Origin of the sequence: Marinomonas mediterranea MMB-1, from assembly GCF_000192865.1 — a bacterium.
In the GTDB taxonomy this organism is placed as follows: Bacteria; Pseudomonadota; Gammaproteobacteria; order Pseudomonadales; family Marinomonadaceae; genus Marinomonas; species Marinomonas mediterranea.
This window is the reverse complement of the sequence record NC_015276.1, coordinates 3682545-3703834: the sequence shown is the minus strand read 5'-3', so window position 1 is coordinate 3703834 and position 21290 is coordinate 3682545. Positions and strand designations below refer to the sequence as shown.

Genomic DNA, 21290 nt, shown 5'->3' with positions numbered 1-21290 from the left:
TTTTAACATCATGACGAACCTTCCTGATTTTCATATTGTCATCCCCGCTCGTTACGCGTCCCAGCGTTTTCCTAAAAAGTTATTGCAAGACTTAGGGGGAAAGCCTGTTCTTCAGTGGGTTTTTGAACTTGCTAAAAAGGCCGGTGCTAAAAGTGTTACGGTCGCAACAGATCATAAATTGATCTATGACGCGGCGGCTTCGTTTGGTGCCGATGTCCTGATGACTCGAGAAGATCACGAGAATGGTACGGAACGACTGGCAGAAGTCGCTTTGGCTAAAGGCTGGTCTGATGATGAAATCGTGGTCAATGTTCAGGGGGACGAACCATTTTTACCGATAGGTTTGGTGCATAATGCGGTCGCGGCATTAGCTGGAGACACCGTGTCAGAAATGGCAACGGTTGCGTGCAAGATCGATCAAGTTGATGAGTTATTTAACCCGAATATTGTAAAAGTGGTACTCTCTGATAAAAATAGAGCGCTTTACTTTAGTCGTTCACCGATGCCTTGGGATCGGGAGAGGTTTGATAGTGCGAGAACCTCGATTGCGCTTTCAGATGATTATGTCGCCTATCGCCACGTGGGGCTTTACGTGTATCGTGTTGGACTTTTAGCTCGATATGCTGGAATGGCGGTTTCTCCGCTGGAAAAATGGGAGAAATTGGAGCAGTTGCGTTTTTTACATCACGATGTAAATATCCAAGTGGCGATTGCAGAGTCTTTACCGCCACATGGCGTTGATACGATCGAAGATCTTGAAACGCTACGTCATTTAATTGCCTCTCGTTAGCATCTTATATAAGAGAATCAAAAGGAAGTCGCCATGACCACTCGTCGAGTCGTTACCCACACAATATGGATTATTCTGGTGTTGTGCGCATCCGTCTCTTGGTATTTGCCATTAAATTATTGGCAGCCTCTTATCCAGCGTTTGGCTCTATCACCACAAATTTCAATTCAAACGTTAGAAGGTCATTGGTGGGGAGGGCAGGCTAATATTAAAGTGCCTAAGCTTAAAGGGCTGATTTCTATACGTTGGAACGGCGTACCCTTGTTTAACAATGCTGATATCAATATTGAGCATAATCAGTTTCAAATTTTAGGTGGGGCACGCGCCGATGGAGAAGGCGTTAGTTTTGATATAGATTACGCTAGAGTTAAGGCGGATATTGCCAACCCCATGTTGTCGGCGCAAAGAGTTGGCTTATCTGGCTTGCCTATTTATTTGAGTAAATGGCAGGCGAATTGGAATTGGGGTGTGTTAATGCCTACCTCTATTTCAGGTGAAGGGCACTGGTCGTCAGGCGATATTTTCTTTAGAAACGGAAATCGTTCTCAGAAAGCCGTTGTTTCGAATTGGCAATTATTGGTCATTACTCAAGAGAATCAGCCGCGTTTTGGTTTGCTTAATGCAAAAGGCGATAAAATGGTAGATATAAAGGGACTAGATAATGACGAGTTTGAATTGTCTATTATGCCGGCCTTTTTAAAGGCGCTTGGCATGAATTGGACAGGTGATCCTACTTATCCTGCTTTTGTTCTTGTTCAGCCAATTGAGCTGTCTATGTAATGCTCGTTATTAAGCAGGTCCTTTTTGATAGTTGTGTAGCCTCATAAATGTTCGACATGGGGGCTTGATGGAAGTAAAGTTGTTTCAGTTTATATTTGTCTCAGTCGTTTTTGCTAAAGATTAGTGTCTGATTTATACAGAAATTGGAAAAGATAAGTTGAGGATTAACTAACGTGTCAATGTTGCTTTCAAATGCAACTAAATCAATCTTGATTTTTAGTAGCGTTACTCTGATTGCATGGCAAACAGGAAAAGTTGTCACAGAAACTCTTATGGGAAGTGATGATCTGTATTTGCCAAGTATTCACGAGCCCAAACGACAGCCTACAGCGGTTTCTATTCCTACCCCGTCTAAGGACATGTTTGGTGTGCTTCCTGTCGTTAAGAAGGAAGTGGTCGAAGATAAGACGATAAAGAAAACAACATTAAGTTTGCTCCTTAAAGGGGTGTTTCCTGCATCTGAAAAACAGAATGGGATGGCAATTATCACGTCCAGAGGGGCAAAAGATAAGCTTTACAGCGTGAATGATGAAATATCTTCTAACGTCCGTTTGAGCGAGGTATTTGATACCTATGTCATTATTGAAAGGTCGGGCATCAAAGAGAAACTTTCTTTTCCCGATGCGACAAATAGCTTGTTTACCGCCAGTTCTAATTCGGATACTTTGCCGATAGCTGAGAACAAGCGTGCTCAGTCGGCAGTTTTGCCCGGTAGTGCTCGATCTGCTTATCAATCTATGTCTGGTGATTTGAAAGAATATGGGAAGTCTACCGCACAAAGAGACCCTTTGATTGAAGACTTAAATCAAATGACGGTGAAAGAGTTGATTGACAGCTATGAGAGTAAGTTTTTAGAGGATCCTAATAGTTTGTTAAGTTCGACAGGGCTTGAAGCAACTGGCAGTTCATACAAAGTGGTCGCAGGAAGTCCGTTGACTCGAGTTGGATTACGGGCAGGCGATGAAATTGTTTCGGTAAATGGTCAATCCGTAGGAAATGTATCTAAAGATTCAGGGTTAGCAAGTGTGATGCGATCTCAAGGGGTTGCACGAATTGAAATGCGTCGAGGATCACGACGTTTTTTTGTAAATTATCCTGTGAGATAGGAAAAGGATCGTATCTGTGATTAATGTAGTAAAAAAGGCGTTACTTGTTTCACTGTTGTGTCCTGTTTTGGCGTTTGCACAAACCTGGAAGGTGAATCTCCAAGACGCGGATATCAATTTATTTATCAGGCAAGTGTCTGAAATTACAGATAAGAGCTTTATCATCGACCCCCGTGTGAAAGGACGCGTAACGGTGATATCAAATGCGGATCTAGATAAAGAGTCTGTGTTTAAGCTTTTCTTGTCTGTTTTGTCAGTTCATGGCTATGCTGCGATTGAGTCCGACGAGGGGATTAAAATATTGCCTCAGAATGTGGCTAAGCAAGGCGGTCTTACATTTGATAAAGATGGTCGAACCGCGGGAGAACTTTTGGTTACGCGGGTTATACCGATAACAAACGCTGTTGCTTCAGAGCTTGTGCCTATTTTACGTCCTCTTATCCCGCAGTACGGTCATTTAGCCGCCGTTAACGAAGTGAATGCATTAATCATTAGTGATCATGCTGCCAACATTCGTGAGCTTGAGGACATTATTTCTCGACTAGACAGTACCGTCGAAGGCCAAATTCGCGTTGTTAGGCTTAAGCATGCGTGGGCTGGTGACTTGATTGAAATGTTAAGTCAGCTTGTTGAAGGCGCGGAAGCGGGTAATGGCCGAAAAAGCTCTGCGTCAAACACCAGTAAAATCATTGCGGATGAGCGCACAAACCGCCTAGTACTTAAGGGGAAAGAAGCAACACTAGATCAGATTGAGGATTTAATTCAGCAGTTGGATCAGCCTTCCGACTCTACGACGAGACTTAAGGTAATTCCTCTTCGTTATGCCGATGCGAAGACGACCGCTGAGCTTATTACAGGGTTACTGAGTGCCGAGAAGACAGCGCAGAGCTCAGATAGACCCGAAAGCTCTTTTGTGCAGGCTGACGAATCCTTAAATGCGCTTGTGGTAAGTGCAGAACCCAATGTCATGGCGGATATCTTAGGGGTTCTGAGTGAGCTGGATATCCCTAGAGCGCAAGTGTTGATCGAAGCCATTATTGTGGAAGTGAAAATGGAAGGCTCTGACGCGCTTGGCTTTCAATGGTTGTTTGGAGACACAAGTGACTCTACAACGCCTGTGTTGGGAACCAACTTTAGCTCTGCTGGGTCGAGCTTGACCGACATTGCTACCTCGGTTGTTGCAGGAACGCCAACGTTATCAAATGGCATAACGGTTGGAGCGGCGTCGTTTAATAGTGATGGTGATTTGAATATGGCAGGCATACTTCAAGCCATCGAAAGTAATTCTAATTCGAACTTATTGTCTACACCAAAGATCATGACACTCGACAACCAAAAGTCGAAGATTCTGGTGGGCGAAACGCGTCCGTTTCAAACAGGCGGTTATTCCGATTCTAGTAGTAGTGCGTTTGTCACTACTTCACGCGAAGACATCGGTCTAACCTTGGAAGTGACTCCGCATATTAATGCGGACAATGAAGTTAAAATGGAAGTAAATCAAATTGTTGAAGCAGCTTCTCCCGAAGCGAGCTCTTTAGGTACGATTACCACGAAACGAGAAATTGAAACGACGGTCATTGCTGGCAATCGTAAGACCATTGTTCTAGGTGGTTTAATTGAAGACAATGTTGTCGAAGTGGAACAAAAAGTACCGCTATTAGGTGATATTCCTATTTTGGGAGCGCTGTTTAGAAGCAAATCATATGAAAATAACAAGAAAAACTTGTTGGTTTTCATTAGACCTACTATTTTGCGAAGTGCCGTTGAGGCGGAAGATATGGCGCAATCAAAGTACAAATCGTTTAGGTCAATTGAATTGCAGATGCCGATCGAGGCAACACGCGCAGATTCGTTAGACGGCTTGTTTAATAACCCGTTAGTTCAATAGTTTATTGACTCAAAATCTATTGAATAGAGTTGTTTTAAATAGAGTTGCTTAAGTAGAAATAGAAAGGTGTTTGCTACTACCTCAAACAGTATGCAGACCAAAGTGATAAACATACGCCGGAATAGAGGGACAGAGAAATGAAATTAAAATTTTTAGGGTTAGGTGTTTTGGCGCTTGCGGTTGCAGCGTGTAGTTCCACAGATAAAAAAGAAGAATCAGTGGCTCCTGTTGTCGCGTGTATGTTTGCTGATGGTTCAAGCCAGCCTGCTCCTGAATGGGTGTGCGGAGCGCCAATTGACGGCATTAGTTTGTCTGCGGTTGGTTACAGTGAAAAGTCGGCCGCGGGTTATAATTATATGAAGCAAATGGCTGCAACTTCTGCTCGTGTTGAGCTCGCACAAGTATTGAGTGTTGATGTGCAAAACATGGTTAAGCAGTATGTTGAAACCACTGGTGCGGGCGACACTGAAACGGTCGATCGAGTGAATTCAGTTGTCACAAAACAAGTAACGGAGCAAACATTGATAGGTTCTCAAGTTGTCCGCCAAATGCCGACTCCGTCAGGTGGCTTGGTGGTTGCAGTAGGCCTAGATCCAGAGCAAGCAGGCTCTTTATCTGAATCTATCTTGCGTACGTCGATGAAAAACAATGCAGCCTTGTTCCAAAAGCTTCAAGCTGAGAAAAGTTTTGATGAGCTAGCAGCTGAGATTGCCAAACGTCAAAATTAATTCATAACTATTACGTTATAAGTCGTTTCTTAGTTAATAAATATGGTCTACATATATTAAAAGCCTTGAGGGATTTCCCCAAGGCTTTTTTATTGCCGCTTTTTGCCACTCTTGTCGTTTTGTTTGTTGCCGCTTTGGCCGTTAAAACACTGGGGAACCTTATATATAACGGTGTTTTCGAATTGGCACTCAAATTGCTTTATGTTGTGAGGTATAAGGTGGAATATTTTCAATAGCCTATAATTGGCTGATCAGAGTGAATTTGAGGGTAGTATGGCGATCACTTTTCAACAAGCTTTTGCAGGGCATGACGAAACATTAAAGTTTCGCAGTGCGCGCGCGTCTGTTTTAGCGAATAACATCGCAAACGCGGATACCCCTCATTACAAAGCAAGAGACATTACCTTTGATTCAATGTTGCAAAGTGAAGTGAAATGCTTGGACCTTGCGGGTAACGATGATCAACATATTGATGGTTCAAGTACATTTGGCTCTGATGATGCTCTCCTGTATCGCAACCCAAGTCAGCCGTCGTTGGACGGAAATACAGTGGATATGCAAAGAGAACAGGCGGAGTTTGCTCAAAACACCTTGCAGTTTGATACGAGTTTCTTATTTTTAGATAGAAAAGTTAGCGGCATGAGAAAAGCGCTGACAGGAGGGCAATAATAATGTCATTAAATAATATTTTTGCGATCTCCGGCTCGGCAATGAGTGCTCAGACCATTCGCTTGAATACGGTTGCGAGTAATATTGCCAATGTTGATAGTGTGGCAAGCTCTGTGGATGAAACCTACCGTGCAAGAAAGCCTGTTTTTGCTGAGATGATGGAAGAATCCATGCGTGAACGCGGCTGGCGTGATGTTTCTGACGATGACTTGCAGTCCGGCGTGGGCGTGCAAGTTGCAGGTATCGTTGAGTCTGATGCGCCACTGCAGCCAAGGTACGAACCTGACCACCCTATGTCTAATGAGGAAGGGTACGTTTTTTACCCGAATGTAAATCCTGTTGAAGAAATGGCCGATATGATGTCTGCATCTCGTTCTTTTCAAACAAACGTCGAAGTAATGAATTCTGCCAAAAGCATGATGCAAAAAATGCTGAGTCTTGGGCAGTCTTAGGAGATAAAAAATGGCTGATACTAGCGCAACAACAGGTCTGAATTCATTAATTGCTCAATATGGCACCGATTCAGCTAAAATTAAAGCAGGTGTGGCAACTGATTCGAGTTCGTCTACGTCGTCAAGTGATTCGCTTGCGGACAAAAATGTTTTTATGGAGCTGTATATAGCGCAGCTTAAAAACCAGGATCCTACTGCACCTCAAGAAACGGGTGATATGGTGTCTCAAATGGCGGAGTTTAGTTCGCTTGAGCAGTTAACAGATATGTCGTCCACTATGACGTCTATGTCTGAGGCTCTCGTCTCTAGTCAGGCATTGACTGCATCTACGTTAGTTGGAAAATCAGTGTATGTTGATCAAGACACGATTTCATATGATGGTAGTACAGATGCCTATATTAAAGCGACTATTCCTTCGGATTCCAGCGCGACTACCGTCACTATTACTGACTCTGATGGAAATGTTGTTAGAACAGATAGTCTTGATTCTGATGGTAAGTATACGTGGGATGGTGAAGATGATTCAGGAGAGGCTGTTGCAGCTGGTGATTATAGCGTCTCTGTAACGTCTAGTGAAACATCCGGTGAGGTAACTCAATTAACCTCGCAGGTGGCAAGTCGAATTAATGGTGTTAGCTTAAATGGTACAGACGGCACTTCGTTGAATATCAACGGCTACGGCACACTAAAATTAACAGATACTATCGATATTATCGGTTAAGCGGAGAATTCTCATGGGTTTTAACACAGCACTTTCAGGTATCAAGGCATCCGCAGATTATTTGGGCGTCACAGGTAACAATATTGCGAACGCTGATACGACTGGCTTTAAAAAGTCTCGTATTGAATTTGGTGACTTGTACAATACAAATGTTATTGGCTCGGGCAGCAGTAATACCATTGGTAGTGGTGTCAGTGTGAATAACGTTGCGCAAGATTTTTCTGCGGGTAATTACAACGATACTGGCAATAACCTCGACGTTGCTATTGATGGTAGTGGCTTTTTTGTAGTGGATCAAGGAGGTGTACAGACATACACTCGGGCAGGTGATTTTAAGTTAGATGAAGAGGGTAACCTCGTTACTAACGACGGTGGTTTTGTACAGGGTTATAACTCTGTGAATGGTTCGATTGGTGGTACACTAGAAAACCTTAAAGTACCTACTGAACGTATTGCCCCTCAGGCTACGACGAGTGTTGAAATTCAGGCAAATTTAAACTCCAGTGCTGAAGATGTTCCACCTTATATTTCTCAATCATTTGATCCGTCTGACACGGATACATATACCTACGCACAAACTGTAACAGATTCTGCTAATAATGTTGTAACGCTTTATTATGCAAAGTCAGAGACACCAAATACTTACCAAGTTTATATGACGGTCAACGGTGAGCTGCAGGATGACAGTGGCAATGCCTTTTTGGGTGACTATTTTGTTACTTTCGATGATGCTGATGGTAGCTTGACTAACACGGCTTACTCTGCTGTTTATAGTGGTACAACAGAACCTACTGTTGGTGATATTCCCACAGTGGCGCCCATTACGCCTACGACAATACCTCTGAATTATGCGGATGCGACTGCGACGGTTAATAATACCCCACTTGGCGACATCAACCTTGGTGCTGGGCTTGATCCGAGTGCAGGGGAGTTGACTACGTCAGAAGGTCACGCTCGTGAAAGCTTTGATCCACAAGATGCGAACACTTACACCTATAATAATACGAACACAATCTATGATTCATTGGGTGAGGCGCATACTGTCGGTTATTATTTTATAAAGCAGGGTGAGGATAATACGTGGGAAGTTAAGGTGACCGTTGATGGTGAAACGACGGATGCGAATGGAAATCTTTACTTGCCAGAAGACACTATTGTTAAGTTTGATTCAAGTGGTAACTTAACAGGGACATTTACGGGATATGAGCCTTATACCACCCCGGTGCCAGCAACGGATTTAACTATCACAGGTTGGGATCCAACGAATTTGACTGGCGAGTTAGAAATTAGCTTTGATGATTCCACTCAATACGCTATTACGAGCACAGATACTTTTTCACAAGATGGTTTTGCAGCGGGTGAATTGCAAGGCGTTAGCTTTGATGAAGATGGATTCTTAGTTGCGACCTATACAAACCAACAAACAGCGACGTTGGGGCAGATTGCGCTAGCGACCTTTGATAATACGGATGGTTTGAATCCATCGGGTGATACTGGTTGGGTGGCAAGTTCCAGCTCTGGAGCGGCAAATATCGGCAAGGCAAATACCGGTACTTTGGGTAGCATTAAAGGTGGCTCTTTAGAAGAGTCAAATGTGGATCTGACCTCTGAACTTGTTGCCTTGATAGAAGCTCAAAGAAACTATCAAGCGAACTCGAAGACGTTAGAGACTGAAAATACGGTTACTCAAACGATAATTAACCTTCGTTAAGCGTTTACGGGTTAAAGACAGACACAAAAAAGCCGACGAAAGTCGGTTTTTTTGTGTCTGTCTTATTTTTAAAAGGTTTTTAGAGGTTGTGGTGAGCTTCTTTAGTTGATGATCTGAAAGTGGCATGAAATTTGATTGCATTAAGTAATTGTAATATTAATTCGATTTATTTTTTGTTGATTGGAGTCAGTAATGGATAGAGCCTTGTATTTGGCCATGAGTGGCGGCACTCAAGTGATGAATGCACAGGGTATTCATGCCAACAACTTAGCCAATGTCGCGACAACCGGTTTTCGAGCTGATTTTGAGCAAGCTCGTTCCATGCAAGTCAATGGCGATTATTACCCCTCGCGTGTCTATGCCATGACTGAAAACCCTGGCACTCGAATGGAAAGAGGGGTGATGATTGAAACTGGGCGAGATATGGATGTAGCAATACAGGGGGATGGTTTTATCGCTGCTATGGATGCGACGGGACAAGAAGTCTATACCCGCGCAGGCGACCTTCAATTGACCTCCGCAGGCCAGTTGGTTACTGGAACTGGGTTGCCAGTGCTTGGTAGTGCTGGGCCTGTTTTTCTCCCCCCGTTAGATGCATTGCATGTTGGGTCTGATGGCACTATCTCATTTATTCCGCAGGGCGGTGATGCTACGCAAACGACGTCAATTGGTCGAATTAAGTTAGTAAATACGGATGGTGAAAATCTTACTAAAGGCAATGACGGCTTACTGCGTACAAAGAATGGACTTCCGCTTGATGAGGACAATAACATTAAGCTGATATCGGGCTTTTTAGAAGGCAGCAATGTAAATGCAGTTGAAGAAATGACAGAGATTATGGAACTGGCTCGTCGTTTTGAAATGAACATCAAAGTAATGGATTCTGTTAGACAAAACGCCACTGCATCGGCAAAAGTCTTAGAACGTTAGATAATTTTTTATAGGTAGTAGCGATTATGCAAACAGCACTTTGGACAGCGAAAACCGGCCTGACGGCAATGGACAGGCAGCTAAGTGTTATTTCTAACAACTTAGCAAACGTCTCGACGACTGGCTTTAAGAAAGAGCGCGCTGTTTTTGAGAATTTAATGTACCAAACGCTAAAATCCCCAGGTGGGCTGAGTGCGCAAAATACGGAGCTACCATCTGGTTTGCAAATTGGTGCGGGTGTTCGAGTAACGGGGATGCAGAAGAATTTCGAAGAAGGCGATTACAACGTGACAGACAGAAATTTAGATGTCGCTATTCAAGGTGCAGGTTTCTTTCAAATTACGCGTTCAGATGGTACAACGGCCTATACTCGAGACGGTTCCTTTCAATTGAACAGCGAAGGTCAGATGGTGGACTCTAGCGGCAACCTTCTTGATCCGCAAATTTCTTTTGATAGTGATGTTGTTGATATTACTATTGGAGATGATGGTACTGTCTCTGTATTGCGAGCGGGTGAAACGGATCAAGAAGAGATCGGATCCATTACGATTGCTAATTTTATTAATCCAGCTGGTTTGTACTTTTTAGGTGGAAACCTTTATGAAGAAACATCAGCGAGTGGTGCGCCAATCGTCGGTGTTCCTGGAGAGGAAGGACTTGGGGAGCTGGGCCAAGGTATGTTAGAGGCTTCCAACGTTAATTCAGTTGAAGAACTGGTAAATATGATCACAACGCAACGAGCTTATGAAATGAACTCTAAGGTGATTTCTACCGCAGATGGCATGCTTGGTTTTGTGACTCAGCAGCTTTAATTATTATAGGTCTGGACCATGAACCGTTATCGTTCTTTTTTGTTTGTTTTTCCTATTTTACTCGCTGGCTGTGCCGCGGTGGACCCTGCTCCAAAGGCTGATGATCCATTTTATACGCCAGTCGTGCAACCCACACTGCAATATTCTAAATCCGCAGACGGTGGTATTTATCAGGTAGGAATGGGTGATGTGTTTTTTGGTGATAAAAAAGCGCGAAGTGTCGGTGATATTTTAACCGTTACTCTTTCTGAAAGTACGAGTTCTACAAAAAGTAATGCTGCGAACCTGAGTAAAGACTCAAGCGCGACTATTGGCAATCCAACAATATTAGGTGTTCCCATTGGTTTAGATACGACGGTGCCTTCAGTGACCTCTGAGTTTTCGGGCAGTGCGGACGCAAATCAAAGTAACAGTTTAACAGGCAGCATAACGGTGACAGTATATGAGGTGTACCCAAATGGTTTGCTCGCTATCCGCGGAGAAAAGTGGATAACGTTAAATCAAGGCGAAGAATACATTCGACTGTCAGGATTGGTCAGAGAGGAAGATATTGGAGCGGATAATACGGTACAATCTAATCGATTAGCTGATGCCCGTATTGCATACTCTGGTACCGGTGAATTGGCTGCTGGGAGTGAGCAAGGATGGTTGACCCGATTTATAAATTCTAAATGGATGCCCTTCTAATCGTGTTTATATAAAGAGACGTTGATTATGGTTATGAAATGCTGTGTACGCCTGATAATCTTGTTTACACTTGTGGTGTCACAGTTGTCATTAGCTGATCGATTGAAGGATATTGCCTCTGTTGCAGGGGTACGAGAAAACCAATTGTTTGGTTATGGTCTTGTCATTGGTCTCAATGGAACGGGGGATAACACCGACTTTACGAATCAAAGCTTCCTTAGTATGTTGAACCAATTTGGTATCAACTTACCGGCGGGTACCGATGCTGATTCCGATAACGTCGCGGCTGTCTCTCTAACCGCTACTCTTCCTCCATTTTCTAAACCTGGTCAGCAAATCGATGTGACGGTATCTTCGTTAGGTAATGCGTCGAGCCTTCGAGGCGGTACCTTGTTGTTGTCTGCGCTAAAAGGTGCAGACGGAGAGGTCTATGCGATAGCACAGGGAAACTTAGTCGTTGGTGGCTTAGGAGCGCAAGGTGCAGATGGTTCTCGTCTATCTATTAATATTCCTACAGTTGGGCGCATCCCTAATGGTGCTTCGGTCGAAAAAGTCGTTCCGAGTAGCTTTAACCGTGGCGATACGTTGACGTTTAATCTTAATCGTCCCGATTTTACAACGGCGAAACAGGTCGCAGATAAAATTAACGGGCTTTTGGGGCCGGGAGTGGCGACGAGTTTAGATGCCACTTCGATTCGTGTAACGGCGCCACGTGATCCCTCTCAGCGCGTGACCTTTCTTTCTATATTGGAGAATCTCGATGTTCAGCTTGGCGAAGAGCGAGCAAAAATTGTCATAAATTCTCGAACGGGTACTATTATTATCGGGCAGCACGTTAAAGTGTCTCCTGCTGCCGTGACGCATGGCAGTCTAACCGTTACGATCAAGGAGAATCCTGAAATAGGCCAACCAAATGCACTAGCAGGAGGGGAGACTATTTTAGCGCCGAGATCGGAAATTACGGTCGATGAAGACAGTGGTCATATGTTTGTATTCGATCCTGGCGCGTCGCTTAATGATATCGTTAGAGCGGTAAATCAGGTTGGCGCTGCGCCAGGAGATGTGATGGCGATTTTAGAGGGCCTTAAGCAAGCGGGTGCAATTAACGCTGATCTGGTTGTTATCTAGATATAGGTGAAAATATGAGTCGAATAGGTGCTAACGAATTTTTTGCTGATTTTTCATCATTAGCGAGGCTAAAAACTCAGTCTCAAAAAGACCCTGATGCTGCATTGAAGCAAGTTGCCAAAGAATTTGAATCTATTTTCATCAATATGATGTTTAAGAACATGCGCAGTGCGAATGAGAATATTGGCAGCGATCTATTTAGCTCAAGTCAGATGAAGCATTATCAGGAAATGATGGACTCTCAAATGTCTCAATCCCTCGCTAACAATGGCGGAGTGGGGTTGGCCGATGCTTTGATTCGCCAGCTATCGAACAGGAGTGGTGTCGAAGCTACTCAGGCGTCATCGTCGATGACTCGTTCAGATTCAGATTGGTTGTCTCAATTAAATCGAATAGACTCTGGTCAACTAAATACCATGGTTAAGCTTGCTGCTGACAATGCGGCAAAAAGTGATTCGGAAAAAACAGCCCCTCAAAGCTCTATTTCGCAAAATTCTTTGTCTCAAAGCTCGTCATCCCAGAACTCTTTGCCCCCAAACACGGTATCCGCAAAAGAGGTGATTTTTGACTCCCCTGAAGCGTTTGTTGAAGCGCTTTGGCCTTTAGCTAAGCAAGCGGGGGAATCTATTGGGGTTGACCCTAAGGCTATTTTAGCTCAAGCCGCATTAGAGTCTGGTTGGGGAAAATATCCAATTGCTAAAGAAGATGGCAACGCTAGTTTTAATTTATTTGGTATTAAGGCGGATTCAAGATGGTCCGGCGATAAAGCGGTTGTTAATACGCTTGAATACCGAGATGGTATCGCTAAGAAAGAGCGCGCTGCTTTTCGGGCGTATTCTTCTTTTCAAGACAGCTTTATCGACTATGCTGACTTCCTAGATACAAGCGAGCGGTATAAAGATGCCTTACAGGCAGGTGACGATGCTGCAATGTTTGCCGCCTATCTGCAAAAAGGTGGGTACGCGACAGATCCTGATTATGCGACTAAAATTCAAAATATCCTATCAAGTAAATGGTTTACTCGCCTTTAGAGCTTGCGCACAAGAGCATTCGCTCATTGCTCTATGAATACCAAAAAATTGGTAAAGTAATTGCATAGCTTACCGATAATATATTTGTAACGAGTCGTTGCTTCATATCGTTTTTAGAGGTTTAGCTATGGGTACCAGCCTATTAAATATTGGTCTTTCCGGTCTTCAAACCAGTTCGGCGAGAATATCCACGGTAGGTCAGAACGTTTCAAATGTTGATACTGAGGGCTATAACCGTCAAGAAACGGCCACGAGCAGTGTGTTAGGTGGTGGAGTTAAAATCAACGACACATCTCGCCTAGTAGATCAATTCCGCAATCAACAAGTTTGGTCTGACAATTCGAAACTCAACTATTACAAAACCTACTCGTCTATGATGGACAACATGGATAATGTGGTCGGTGAAGACAGCGTTTCATTAAATACCTACTTGAGTAAGTCTTTTACCGATTTACAAACAGCCAATAGCGACCCTAGTTCAAGCTCCGCTCGGAATACGGCTTATTCTAGCTTTGAGAGTCTTGTACAGCGATACAATGAAATGGCTTCCATTGTTGATGAGCAAAAAACGACAGCAGATAAGCAAATTAATGCAGTTGTTGAAAGTGTAAATGAAATAACCAGTCAGATCTCTAATTTGAATACTGAGATCCTGAAACAAGAAACGCAAACCGGCACATCTGCAAATGAATTGAGAGATCAGCAAGAGCAGCTTGTTACTGAGTTATCTAGTTACCTCGATATTGATGTGGCATATGATGATAATGAATTGATGACGGTTAAACTGGCAGGAAGCACGCCGCTTGTACTACAGGGAAGTGCTAATGAAATTTCTCTTGAAAGAGAGTCTTCAGGCTCAGACAACCTAACGTTAAAGGTAGATTTTGGTTCCCACGATGTGGGTGCCTCGACCGATGATATCGGAGGGAGTTTAGGGGCTCTCATTGATTATCGTGACGAATTTAGTGATGAAGCAGAGCGTACTCTTGGGTTACAGGCTCTTGTTCTAGCTGACTCTCTAAACACGCAAAATAAGCTAGGTTTGGATGCTGATGGTAACTATGGTAATAATTTGCTTTCGACAGGTGATATAGAAGTTACACCTAACGATGATAACGGATTTAGCAGTGGCGACATTAAAGTAAGAGTGACTGAAGGTGCGTCGAATGAGCTGACAACTAACTCCTATGAAGTCGAAATGATTTCGAATACACAATTTGTTGTTAAGACGTACAACGCGAATGGTAAGGTGGTAGAGCAATCGAATCCAGTAGATACATCGACAGCGACACCTAACTCCGATGGGTACTTTGAAGTCGATGGCTTTGGAATAGAGGTCCAATTTGACACTGGTGGGACTTACTCTACTGAGGATAAGTTTTCCTTTGTGCCGACGGAAGGTGCTGCTAAAAACCTTGAATTATCAGCGTCAAACGGCGATGACTTTGCATTAGCTTCCCCTATTTCTGTTTCAAAATCGTCTTCGAATTTGTCCGACGTTGAAATTAGTGTTTCCACAATCACTAACTTGGATCCTGCAACGTCAGGGTTTAGTGTTGGTGGCGGATTAGATTCAACCGCACCTCAGTCTATTGTATTTACACCAGACAATACTACGTATGAGGTTCGAGACGGCGCAGGGAATACATTGGCAACCGTCGCTGGTGTTACGGACTATACTAACCTTCTAGAACAGGCCGGACTTGCAGCCGCCGCAGGGTATGATATTTCAGTGTCTTCAGCCCCAAAAGCGGGAGATGAATATAATATTGAATTCAATACGGACAGCGAGAATGATAACTATAATGGATTATTACTTGCTGAGATTCAGAATGCTTCTTTAGTGAATGGTAGTGAGACTTTGACGGAAGCTTATTCTTCATTTGTGACTAGTGTTGGTAGCCTTACTTCTACTTTGTCTTCAAATGAAACGGCTGCTGAAACTGTGTATAACCAGTCGGTCAACAGCAAAGATCAAATTTCTGGCGTAAGCTTAGATGAAGAGGCGGTGAACTTACTTAAATATCAACAATCTTACTCTGCGTCTGCCCAAGTTATTTCGGCGGCTAGAACAACATTTGACACCCTTCTGGGTGTTGTAGGATAGAGGAGAGCGCTATGAGAGTCACTAACCATATGATGTATACGCAAACGGCGCAGTCATTGGCGAAAGCGAACGAGCGTTATATGAATATCAACGAAAAAATCTCGGAAGAATCGAGTATCGTTCGTCCAAGTGATGACCCAAATGGGGCGGGTCAAGTACTGAATTATCAGGCTGAAAATGCGCGTAATGATCAGTATGAAAAAACGATGACACTTGCGAAAAATGCATTAGATTACGAAGAGGTATCGTTAGATAGTTTAAATACCTCTATGGACCGGGCTAACAGGCTATTGATTCAGGCTCAGAACTCAGCTAATGATGATGTTGATCTAGAGTCCATAGCAGAAGAACTCTCGCTTATTGTCGATTCCATGGCTGATCTAATGAATTCAAAGGACGCTAACGGGAATTATATTTTTTCTGGGTCCGATTCAGCTAGTCCTACAATGTCGAAGAATGGGGCAGGTGAGTACGTATATGGTGGTAACGAAACACAAAATTATGCTCAAATTGCTGATGGTGTTTCAATTCCAGTTAATGATACGGGAAAGAAGGTCTTTCAAGATGTTTGGACACGTAACACTTTTACGGCCACCGTTACAGCTGGCGGGGCGACATTGACGTCATTAGTGGATGATCAAGACGCTTACGATAAGTTTGTTGATGATAATTATGATGCGATAACGCCTGCCAATAATACTTATACCCTTTCAACGACGGCTGGCGCCCCTAATTCATACAGCTTTACGGATGTAAACGGAAATGTCGTTGACTCAGGTACCTATGAAGATGGCAATGCCATTAATGTTATGGGCATGTCTTTTACAATGGACAGTGCTGGCTCGACTGTGTCTGTCACGCTTGATACGCCGACTAGAGATAATGTTCTTAACGAATTAAACAATACTATATCCGTATTAAAGGATAGTAATGCGACCAGTGCGGAAAGAACTGCAGCATTGAGAGACGCGACAACCAGTATTAAAAATACGCAAGAAACTGTTGGTACTGCATTGTCTGAAGTCGGTTCTAGAATAAATACCATTAGCGCTCGAGAGGGTTATATCTCTTCCAAAGAGACCTCTAATACATTGGCGATGAATGAAATTGCGGGAATAGACCTAAGTGAGGCGGCTACCGAATTGCAGTCTGCTAACACCGCCGTGAGTGCAACGCAGTCTTTGTTTACTCGCCTTGCAAGCTTATCTTTATTTAATAGCCTTTAGTGTTTTAGGGATCTTGTGTGTCAATAGAAGACGTAGATCATTGTTTCGGAGTAGACATAAATTATGGCTACTTTGACATATCTGAGATCCTAGAGGCGATCAGGATAAAGTCTGATGTCTTGTCAGATTCTCGCGTATCAGGTCTAATCAAGAAGCATTCAAAAAAACATCAAATAGTTCATGTTGTTATGCGTCAAGTTGCGCTTGATGAACTCAAACCTTTGTTAAACGATTCTTTTCTTCCTTATGATCCTTATTTTAAGGAGTCGTCGATCGCAGGGTCTCATAGAGAGCGGCGATATGATGCGGAAGAGCGCTTTTTGCTTTTGTGTCTTTCGATTGCAATGGGCAAGTCTGTCCGAAGTATTCGTCGTTTAAATAAGCGCTACAGCTCCAGCTATCTTAGAAATATGTATCCAAAAGGTGTGAGCCTCTATCGTTATCTTCGAAGGATGCTTAATGATCATACTCGAGACTATATAATGGACTATAAATCCGGTAAGTATGATGAGTCGCTTCAGGAATCCCTCATAGATCCTGATGACAGTGTAAAGGATGTTAAGAGTGATAATACTGAAGGGAAACCTTTAGATTCTGTGCCAATCCAGCCTGCGCCGATGCCGACAAAAGAAAAAATTGTTAGAACGGTACCTTTTAGGGAGGAGGTGGATTCTGCGACAGATTTGATGGAAGAGGGGCTTCAGCAGCTTCAGAGCCTCTTTGAATCTGTTCGCCGTGGAGACGTTTCGGATTTAGCTTTGTTGGATCAACTTTGTAAAAAAATAAATCGCTCTTACCTTCGTAATCCTTATGCGCTCTTGGTTCTTAGGCATATTAAAAGTGCTGACAATTATCTTGCTCAGCATATGATGGGAGTCGCGGTCTTATCTTGTCATATGGGGCACGAGCTGGGTTTATCTAATGATTATATTCATGCTATCACGTTAGGTGGATTGCTGATGGATATAGGTCGTTCAAAACTACCAAATGAAATGATAAACAAAACATCCAAGCTTACAGATGCGGAGTTAGGGTTGTTTCATAAGCATATTGACTTTGGGCAACGGATTCTGTCGGCGTTTGAGAGGTTGCCTAAAGTTGCCTATCTTATGTTGGCTGATCACCATGAGAAGCCAGACAGTACAGGCTATCCAAAAAACAAAGAAGGCACTGAAATTAGTATCTACGGCAAAATCGGCGCTATCGTAGATGCCTATGATGCAATGACATCTGAGCAGGCTCACAAATCTTCAATGGGTGCTATTAAGGCGCGCCAGATTTTGATTAAAGAAAGCGGGGTCTCGTTTGATAAAGAGATCGTTGCTGTGTTTGTTAAGAGTATTGGCGTTATTCCTGTCGGCAGCTGTGTTCAGTTGTCAAATGGCAGAATCGGTTTTGTTATGACCCTTAATCGTAAAAAAGAGCCCTCTTTAGTTCGCCAGGTCTATAGTCTGTCTAGTAGTGCATTGATGGCTGCGACGGATATGCAAATTGATGTGGTCGATGTAGAGGTTGTTAAGGAAGTGAACCCATCTGATTTTAATATTCAATTTACCCGCTATATTTTCTAATTTTCTCTAAAGATATTTTCCTAGCTGACGATAAGCTTTGCATCTAAAGTGCATCTCTAATTTAGGTGTTAAAAAATCTAAAAAAAGTTAAAAAAACGTTAAAGATTTTTTAAGCTGATCCGATAAATAGAATATGCAAAGGGCAACCAAATAACTAACTAAATCAAATGGTTGCTATGAAGAAATAATTAATTTCTAGGAGAATTATCATGGCTTTATATGTAAATACAAATACCTCTTCTTTGAATGCTCAGAACCAGCTAACTAAAACTGGAAGTACGCTTGATACAGCGTTCCAGCGTTTGTCCTCTGGTCTACGTATTAATAGCGCAGCAGACGATGCGGCGGGCCTTCAGATCTCCAATCGTTTAACGTCGCAAATAAACGGCTTGAATCAGGCTGTCCGAAATGCAAACGACGGCATCTCTCTGGCTCAAACTGCAGAGGGAGCGCTAGATGAAACAACTAATATGTTGCAGCGTATGCGTACTCTAGCAGTTCAGTCTGCAAACGGTTCGAATACGGACGAAGACCGAGTTGCTTTGCAACAAGAAATGGGTCAGTTGGCAACTGAGATTGATCGAGTTGCAACGACTACCACCTTTGGTGGGCAAAACCTTCTTGATGGAACTTATGATGGTCAGTTTCAGGTGGGCGCCGATGCAAACCAAACTATTTCGTTTAGCTTAAGTACTGTTAATACTCTTGGTGCTGCAGGCGCGGGTTTCCAAATGTCTGGTTTGAATAGTGCTGGTTACCTAGCTTCGACAATTTCGATTTCGGCAGCATCTTTAGCTCAGTCCGTTATTAGTCAAATAGACAATATGATTGCGGCAGTAGACTCAAAACGAGCTGAATTGGGTGCAGTTCAGAACCGTTTTAGTTCTACCATTAATAACTTGAGTAATATTTCGGAAAACGTATCAGCTGCGCGTTCTCGTGTAAGAGATGCGGATTTTGCAACTGAAACGGCTACTTTAACAAGTGCACAGATCTTACAGCAAGCGAGTTCTACGATTTTGGCTCAGGCAAATCAGCGTCCGCAAACAGCGATTTCATTGTTGGGAGGCTAGTCTTTAAAAAAATAAAGCGGCTGATCAGGCCGCTTATGTGAAGAAAACTCGAATACGGGAGGCAAGAGGTTTGGCGATCGTATTCGAATGTTTTTGCTTCTTTCTCCTAGAAGTAATTGTTAGCCAAGTGTTGAAGGCACTTGGCTTTTTTTTGTGAGGTTGGCGCCTCACATATACTGTTTAGCACATTCTATGCCAACTAAAAAAAGCCCCTGATGAAGCTATTTAATGATAATTCACGAAAAAAAAATAAGAAAAAAGCGTCTCCTAAGTACTTGATATGAAAGCTTTTGCCGTTTTTGTAGGCTTTTTTTTGCCATGATGGGAAAAAAAATATCATCTTTTTTCTAAAGCAACTCTAATTATTGCCGTTACCTAATATAAGAGGTTTTTAATTGTGTATATATATCAGAGGTTGGCGCCTCAGATACACATCACGAGTCTACTTGCTAGTAGGCTTATAATGGCGAAAAATAGGAGGCTGTCATGGCTTTATACGTTAATACTAATACGTCATCTTTGAATGCGCAGAACCAGTTAACTAAAACTGGAAGCACGCTTGATACTGCGTATCAGCGTTTGTCATCAGGGTTGCGAATAAACAGTGCGTCTGATGATGCGGCTGGTCTACAAATTTCAAACCGTTTGACTTCTCAGGTTAATGGTTTGAATCAGGCAGTTCGTAATGCGAATGATGGTATTTCTTTGGCACAAACTGCTGAAGGTGCGCTAGATGAAACGACCAATATGCTTCAACGTATGCGTACTTTGGCAGTTCAATCTGCGAACGGTTCGAATACGGATGAAGACCGTTCTGCGCTTCAAGAAGAAATTACTCAGCTTGCAACAGAGATCAATCGTGTTGCAACAGACACTACTTTCGGTGGCCAAAACTTACTTGATGGCACATATGACGGTCAGTTTCAGGTAGGTGCTGATGCAAACCAAACGATTTCATTTAGTTTGAGTTCGGTTAACACGCTTGGTGCTGCTGGTGCTGGTTTCCAGATTTCTGGCTTGAACAGCGCTGGTTACGTAGCATCAACGATTTCTATCAGTGCTGCATCTTTAGCTCAATCTGTAATTACTCAAGTCGACAATATGATTGCCGCGGTTGATTCAAAACGAGCTGAGCTAGGTGCTGTTCAAAACCGCTTTAGCTCTACTATCAATAACTTGAGTAATATCTCTGAAAATGTATCTGCAGCACGTTCTCGTGTACGTGATGCAGACTTTGCAACAGAAACTGCGACACTTACTAGTGCGCAAATTCTACAGCAAGCAAGTTCTACTATTTTGGCTCAAGCAAACCAACGTCCTCAAACAGCCCTTTCTTTATTAGGCTAATTGAGCGATGCTTAAAAGCTGGAGCTTTTGCTCCAGCTTTTTGCTTTATGGGAGGCACTTATGTCTATTAGCTCCGATGTATCAAAACAGTCATTAACGCAACTGCATACCGGCACTGATGTTCAGTCAAATGCTCGTGAATTCCAAGAAGTCCAAAAAAAAGAAGCTCAAGTTATTAAGAAAAGTGTCGATATTACACCTGATAAAGATGCTAAGAATACTTTCGAGAATGAATTGTCCAATGCCACGAGTGAAGAAATTCTGTCATTCGAGGAATCTCAGACAGACGAAGTGAACCTGAAAATGAGACAGCTAAATGTATCGCTTTCCTTTGAACTTTCTGAAGAAGGCGGCGATAATGTAGTTAAGGTTATTGATCGAGAAACAGGTGATCTTGTACGTCAGATTCCAACAGAAGAATTTTTGAAAATCTCCAAACGTATTGATGATATATTTGAAGAAGTAAGCGACTTAAAAGGCAGTCTGGTCAATAGTGAAGTGTAATCTGGCTAATTAATTAGCCAAAGGAGCTA

Annotated in this window: 20 protein-coding genes; all 20 read left to right on the top strand. The window is 42.9% G+C overall.

The genetic code is table 11. The features are described from left to right. Positions 1-10 precede the first annotated feature (10 nt). The 20 genes from kdsB to MARME_RS16870 all read left to right on the top strand — a co-directional run bounded on the left by kdsB (position 11) and on the right by MARME_RS16870 (position 21261). Positions 11-790, top strand: a complete 780-nt coding sequence (kdsB, locus tag MARME_RS16965; RefSeq protein ID WP_013662491.1) for a 3-deoxy-manno-octulosonate cytidylyltransferase — start codon at positions 11-13, stop codon at positions 788-790. 33 nt (positions 791-823) lie between these two features. Then, complete coding sequence (locus MARME_RS16960; protein ID WP_013662490.1) at positions 824-1570, top strand: hypothetical protein; 747 nt, start codon at positions 824-826, stop codon at positions 1568-1570. Positions 1571-1749: 179 nt separating this feature from the next. Next, entirely contained in the window at positions 1750-2676 is a 927-nt protein-coding gene (locus MARME_RS16955; RefSeq protein ID WP_041647970.1) for a type II secretion system protein N, read from the top strand. Between the two features lie 16 nt (positions 2677-2692). Next, positions 2693-4564: a type II secretion system secretin GspD gene (gene gspD / locus MARME_RS16950; RefSeq protein WP_013662488.1), complete on the top strand. Its 1872-nt coding sequence runs from the start codon at positions 2693-2695 to the stop codon at positions 4562-4564. A 137-nt stretch (positions 4565-4701) separates the two neighbouring features. After that, complete coding sequence (locus MARME_RS16945) at positions 4702-5292, top strand: LPP20 family lipoprotein (protein ID WP_013662487.1); 591 nt, start codon at positions 4702-4704, stop codon at positions 5290-5292. 273 nt (positions 5293-5565) lie between these two features. Then, entirely contained in the window at positions 5566-5961 is a 396-nt protein-coding gene (gene flgB / locus MARME_RS16940) for a flagellar basal body rod protein FlgB (RefSeq protein WP_013662486.1), read from the top strand. A gap of 2 nt (positions 5962-5963) precedes the next feature. Next, a complete protein-coding gene (gene flgC, locus MARME_RS16935; RefSeq protein ID WP_013662485.1) occupies positions 5964-6413 on the top strand; it encodes a flagellar basal body rod protein FlgC in 450 nt (149 codons plus the stop codon). A 10-nt stretch (positions 6414-6423) separates the two neighbouring features. Continuing rightward, a complete protein-coding gene (locus MARME_RS16930; protein WP_013662484.1) occupies positions 6424-7134 on the top strand; it encodes a flagellar hook assembly protein FlgD in 711 nt (236 codons plus the stop codon). Between the two features lie 13 nt (positions 7135-7147). Continuing rightward, the gene (locus MARME_RS16925; RefSeq protein WP_013662483.1) at positions 7148-8845 is read left to right on the top strand and encodes a flagellar hook protein FlgE; all 1698 of its coding nucleotides are present in this window, start codon (positions 7148-7150) and stop codon (positions 8843-8845) included. 192 nt (positions 8846-9037) lie between these two features. Continuing rightward, positions 9038-9775: a flagellar basal-body rod protein FlgF gene (gene flgF / locus MARME_RS16920; protein WP_013662482.1), complete on the top strand. Its 738-nt coding sequence runs from the start codon at positions 9038-9040 to the stop codon at positions 9773-9775. Between the two features lie 26 nt (positions 9776-9801). Beyond that, the gene (flgG, locus tag MARME_RS16915) at positions 9802-10587 is read left to right on the top strand and encodes a flagellar basal-body rod protein FlgG (RefSeq protein WP_013662481.1); all 786 of its coding nucleotides are present in this window, start codon (positions 9802-9804) and stop codon (positions 10585-10587) included. Between the two features lie 18 nt (positions 10588-10605). After that, positions 10606-11274 (top strand): flagellar basal body L-ring protein FlgH, encoded by a 669-nt coding sequence (gene flgH, locus MARME_RS16910; protein ID WP_013662480.1) that lies wholly within the window; start codon positions 10606-10608, stop codon positions 11272-11274. 33 nt (positions 11275-11307) lie between these two features. Then, a complete protein-coding gene (locus MARME_RS16905; protein WP_041648887.1) occupies positions 11308-12402 on the top strand; it encodes a flagellar basal body P-ring protein FlgI in 1095 nt (364 codons plus the stop codon). 14 nt (positions 12403-12416) lie between these two features. Next, positions 12417-13433, top strand: coding sequence for a flagellar assembly peptidoglycan hydrolase FlgJ (gene flgJ, locus MARME_RS16900; RefSeq protein ID WP_013662478.1), 1017 nt, complete (start codon positions 12417-12419; stop codon positions 13431-13433). Positions 13434-13560: 127 nt separating this feature from the next. Further along, positions 13561-15540: a flagellar hook-associated protein FlgK gene (flgK, locus tag MARME_RS16895; RefSeq protein ID WP_013662477.1), complete on the top strand. Its 1980-nt coding sequence runs from the start codon at positions 13561-13563 to the stop codon at positions 15538-15540. An 11-nt stretch (positions 15541-15551) separates the two neighbouring features. After that, on the top strand, positions 15552-16766 hold the full coding sequence (gene flgL, locus MARME_RS16890) for a flagellar hook-associated protein FlgL (protein WP_013662476.1): 1215 nt from the start codon (positions 15552-15554) through the stop codon (positions 16764-16766). 17 nt (positions 16767-16783) lie between these two features. After that, complete coding sequence (locus MARME_RS16885; protein WP_013662475.1) at positions 16784-18337, top strand: HD-GYP domain-containing protein; 1554 nt, start codon at positions 16784-16786, stop codon at positions 18335-18337. A 209-nt stretch (positions 18338-18546) separates the two neighbouring features. Continuing rightward, on the top strand, positions 18547-19410 hold the full coding sequence (locus tag MARME_RS16880) for a flagellin N-terminal helical domain-containing protein (protein WP_013662474.1): 864 nt from the start codon (positions 18547-18549) through the stop codon (positions 19408-19410). Positions 19411-19896: 486 nt separating this feature from the next. Beyond that, on the top strand, positions 19897-20757 hold the full coding sequence (locus tag MARME_RS16875; RefSeq protein ID WP_013662473.1) for a flagellin N-terminal helical domain-containing protein: 861 nt from the start codon (positions 19897-19899) through the stop codon (positions 20755-20757). A 60-nt stretch (positions 20758-20817) separates the two neighbouring features. Then, on the top strand, positions 20818-21261 hold the full coding sequence (locus tag MARME_RS16870; protein WP_013662472.1) for a flagellar protein FlaG: 444 nt from the start codon (positions 20818-20820) through the stop codon (positions 21259-21261). Positions 21262-21290: the final 29 nt, after the last annotated feature.

Bases quoted from the DNA above. Each gene is read 5' to 3' on its own strand.
- kdsB (WP_013662491.1), top strand. From the start codon at position 11: ATGACGAACCTTCCTGATTTTCATATTGTCATCCCCGCTCGTTACGCG.
- MARME_RS16960 (WP_013662490.1), top strand. From the start codon at position 824: ATGACCACTCGTCGAGTCGTTACCCACACAATATGGATTATTCTGGTG.
- MARME_RS16955 (WP_041647970.1), top strand. From the start codon at position 1,750: ATGTTGCTTTCAAATGCAACTAAATCAATCTTGATTTTTAGTAGCGTT.
- MARME_RS16945 (WP_013662487.1), top strand. From the start codon at position 4,702: ATGAAATTAAAATTTTTAGGGTTAGGTGTTTTGGCGCTTGCGGTTGCA.
- flgB (WP_013662486.1), top strand. From the start codon at position 5,566: ATGGCGATCACTTTTCAACAAGCTTTTGCAGGGCATGACGAAACATTA.
- flgC (WP_013662485.1), top strand. From the start codon at position 5,964: ATGTCATTAAATAATATTTTTGCGATCTCCGGCTCGGCAATGAGTGCT.
- MARME_RS16930 (WP_013662484.1), top strand. From the start codon at position 6,424: ATGGCTGATACTAGCGCAACAACAGGTCTGAATTCATTAATTGCTCAA.
- MARME_RS16925 (WP_013662483.1), top strand. From the start codon at position 7,148: ATGGGTTTTAACACAGCACTTTCAGGTATCAAGGCATCCGCAGATTAT.
- flgF (WP_013662482.1), top strand. From the start codon at position 9,038: ATGGATAGAGCCTTGTATTTGGCCATGAGTGGCGGCACTCAAGTGATG.
- flgG (WP_013662481.1), top strand. From the start codon at position 9,802: ATGCAAACAGCACTTTGGACAGCGAAAACCGGCCTGACGGCAATGGAC.
- flgH (WP_013662480.1), top strand. From the start codon at position 10,606: ATGAACCGTTATCGTTCTTTTTTGTTTGTTTTTCCTATTTTACTCGCT.
- MARME_RS16905 (WP_041648887.1), top strand. From the start codon at position 11,308: ATGAAATGCTGTGTACGCCTGATAATCTTGTTTACACTTGTGGTGTCA.
- flgJ (WP_013662478.1), top strand. From the start codon at position 12,417: ATGAGTCGAATAGGTGCTAACGAATTTTTTGCTGATTTTTCATCATTA.
- flgK (WP_013662477.1), top strand. From the start codon at position 13,561: ATGGGTACCAGCCTATTAAATATTGGTCTTTCCGGTCTTCAAACCAGT.
- flgL (WP_013662476.1), top strand. From the start codon at position 15,552: ATGAGAGTCACTAACCATATGATGTATACGCAAACGGCGCAGTCATTG.
- MARME_RS16880 (WP_013662474.1), top strand. From the start codon at position 18,547: ATGGCTTTATATGTAAATACAAATACCTCTTCTTTGAATGCTCAGAAC.
- MARME_RS16875 (WP_013662473.1), top strand. From the start codon at position 19,897: ATGGCTTTATACGTTAATACTAATACGTCATCTTTGAATGCGCAGAAC.
- MARME_RS16870 (WP_013662472.1), top strand. From the start codon at position 20,818: ATGTCTATTAGCTCCGATGTATCAAAACAGTCATTAACGCAACTGCAT.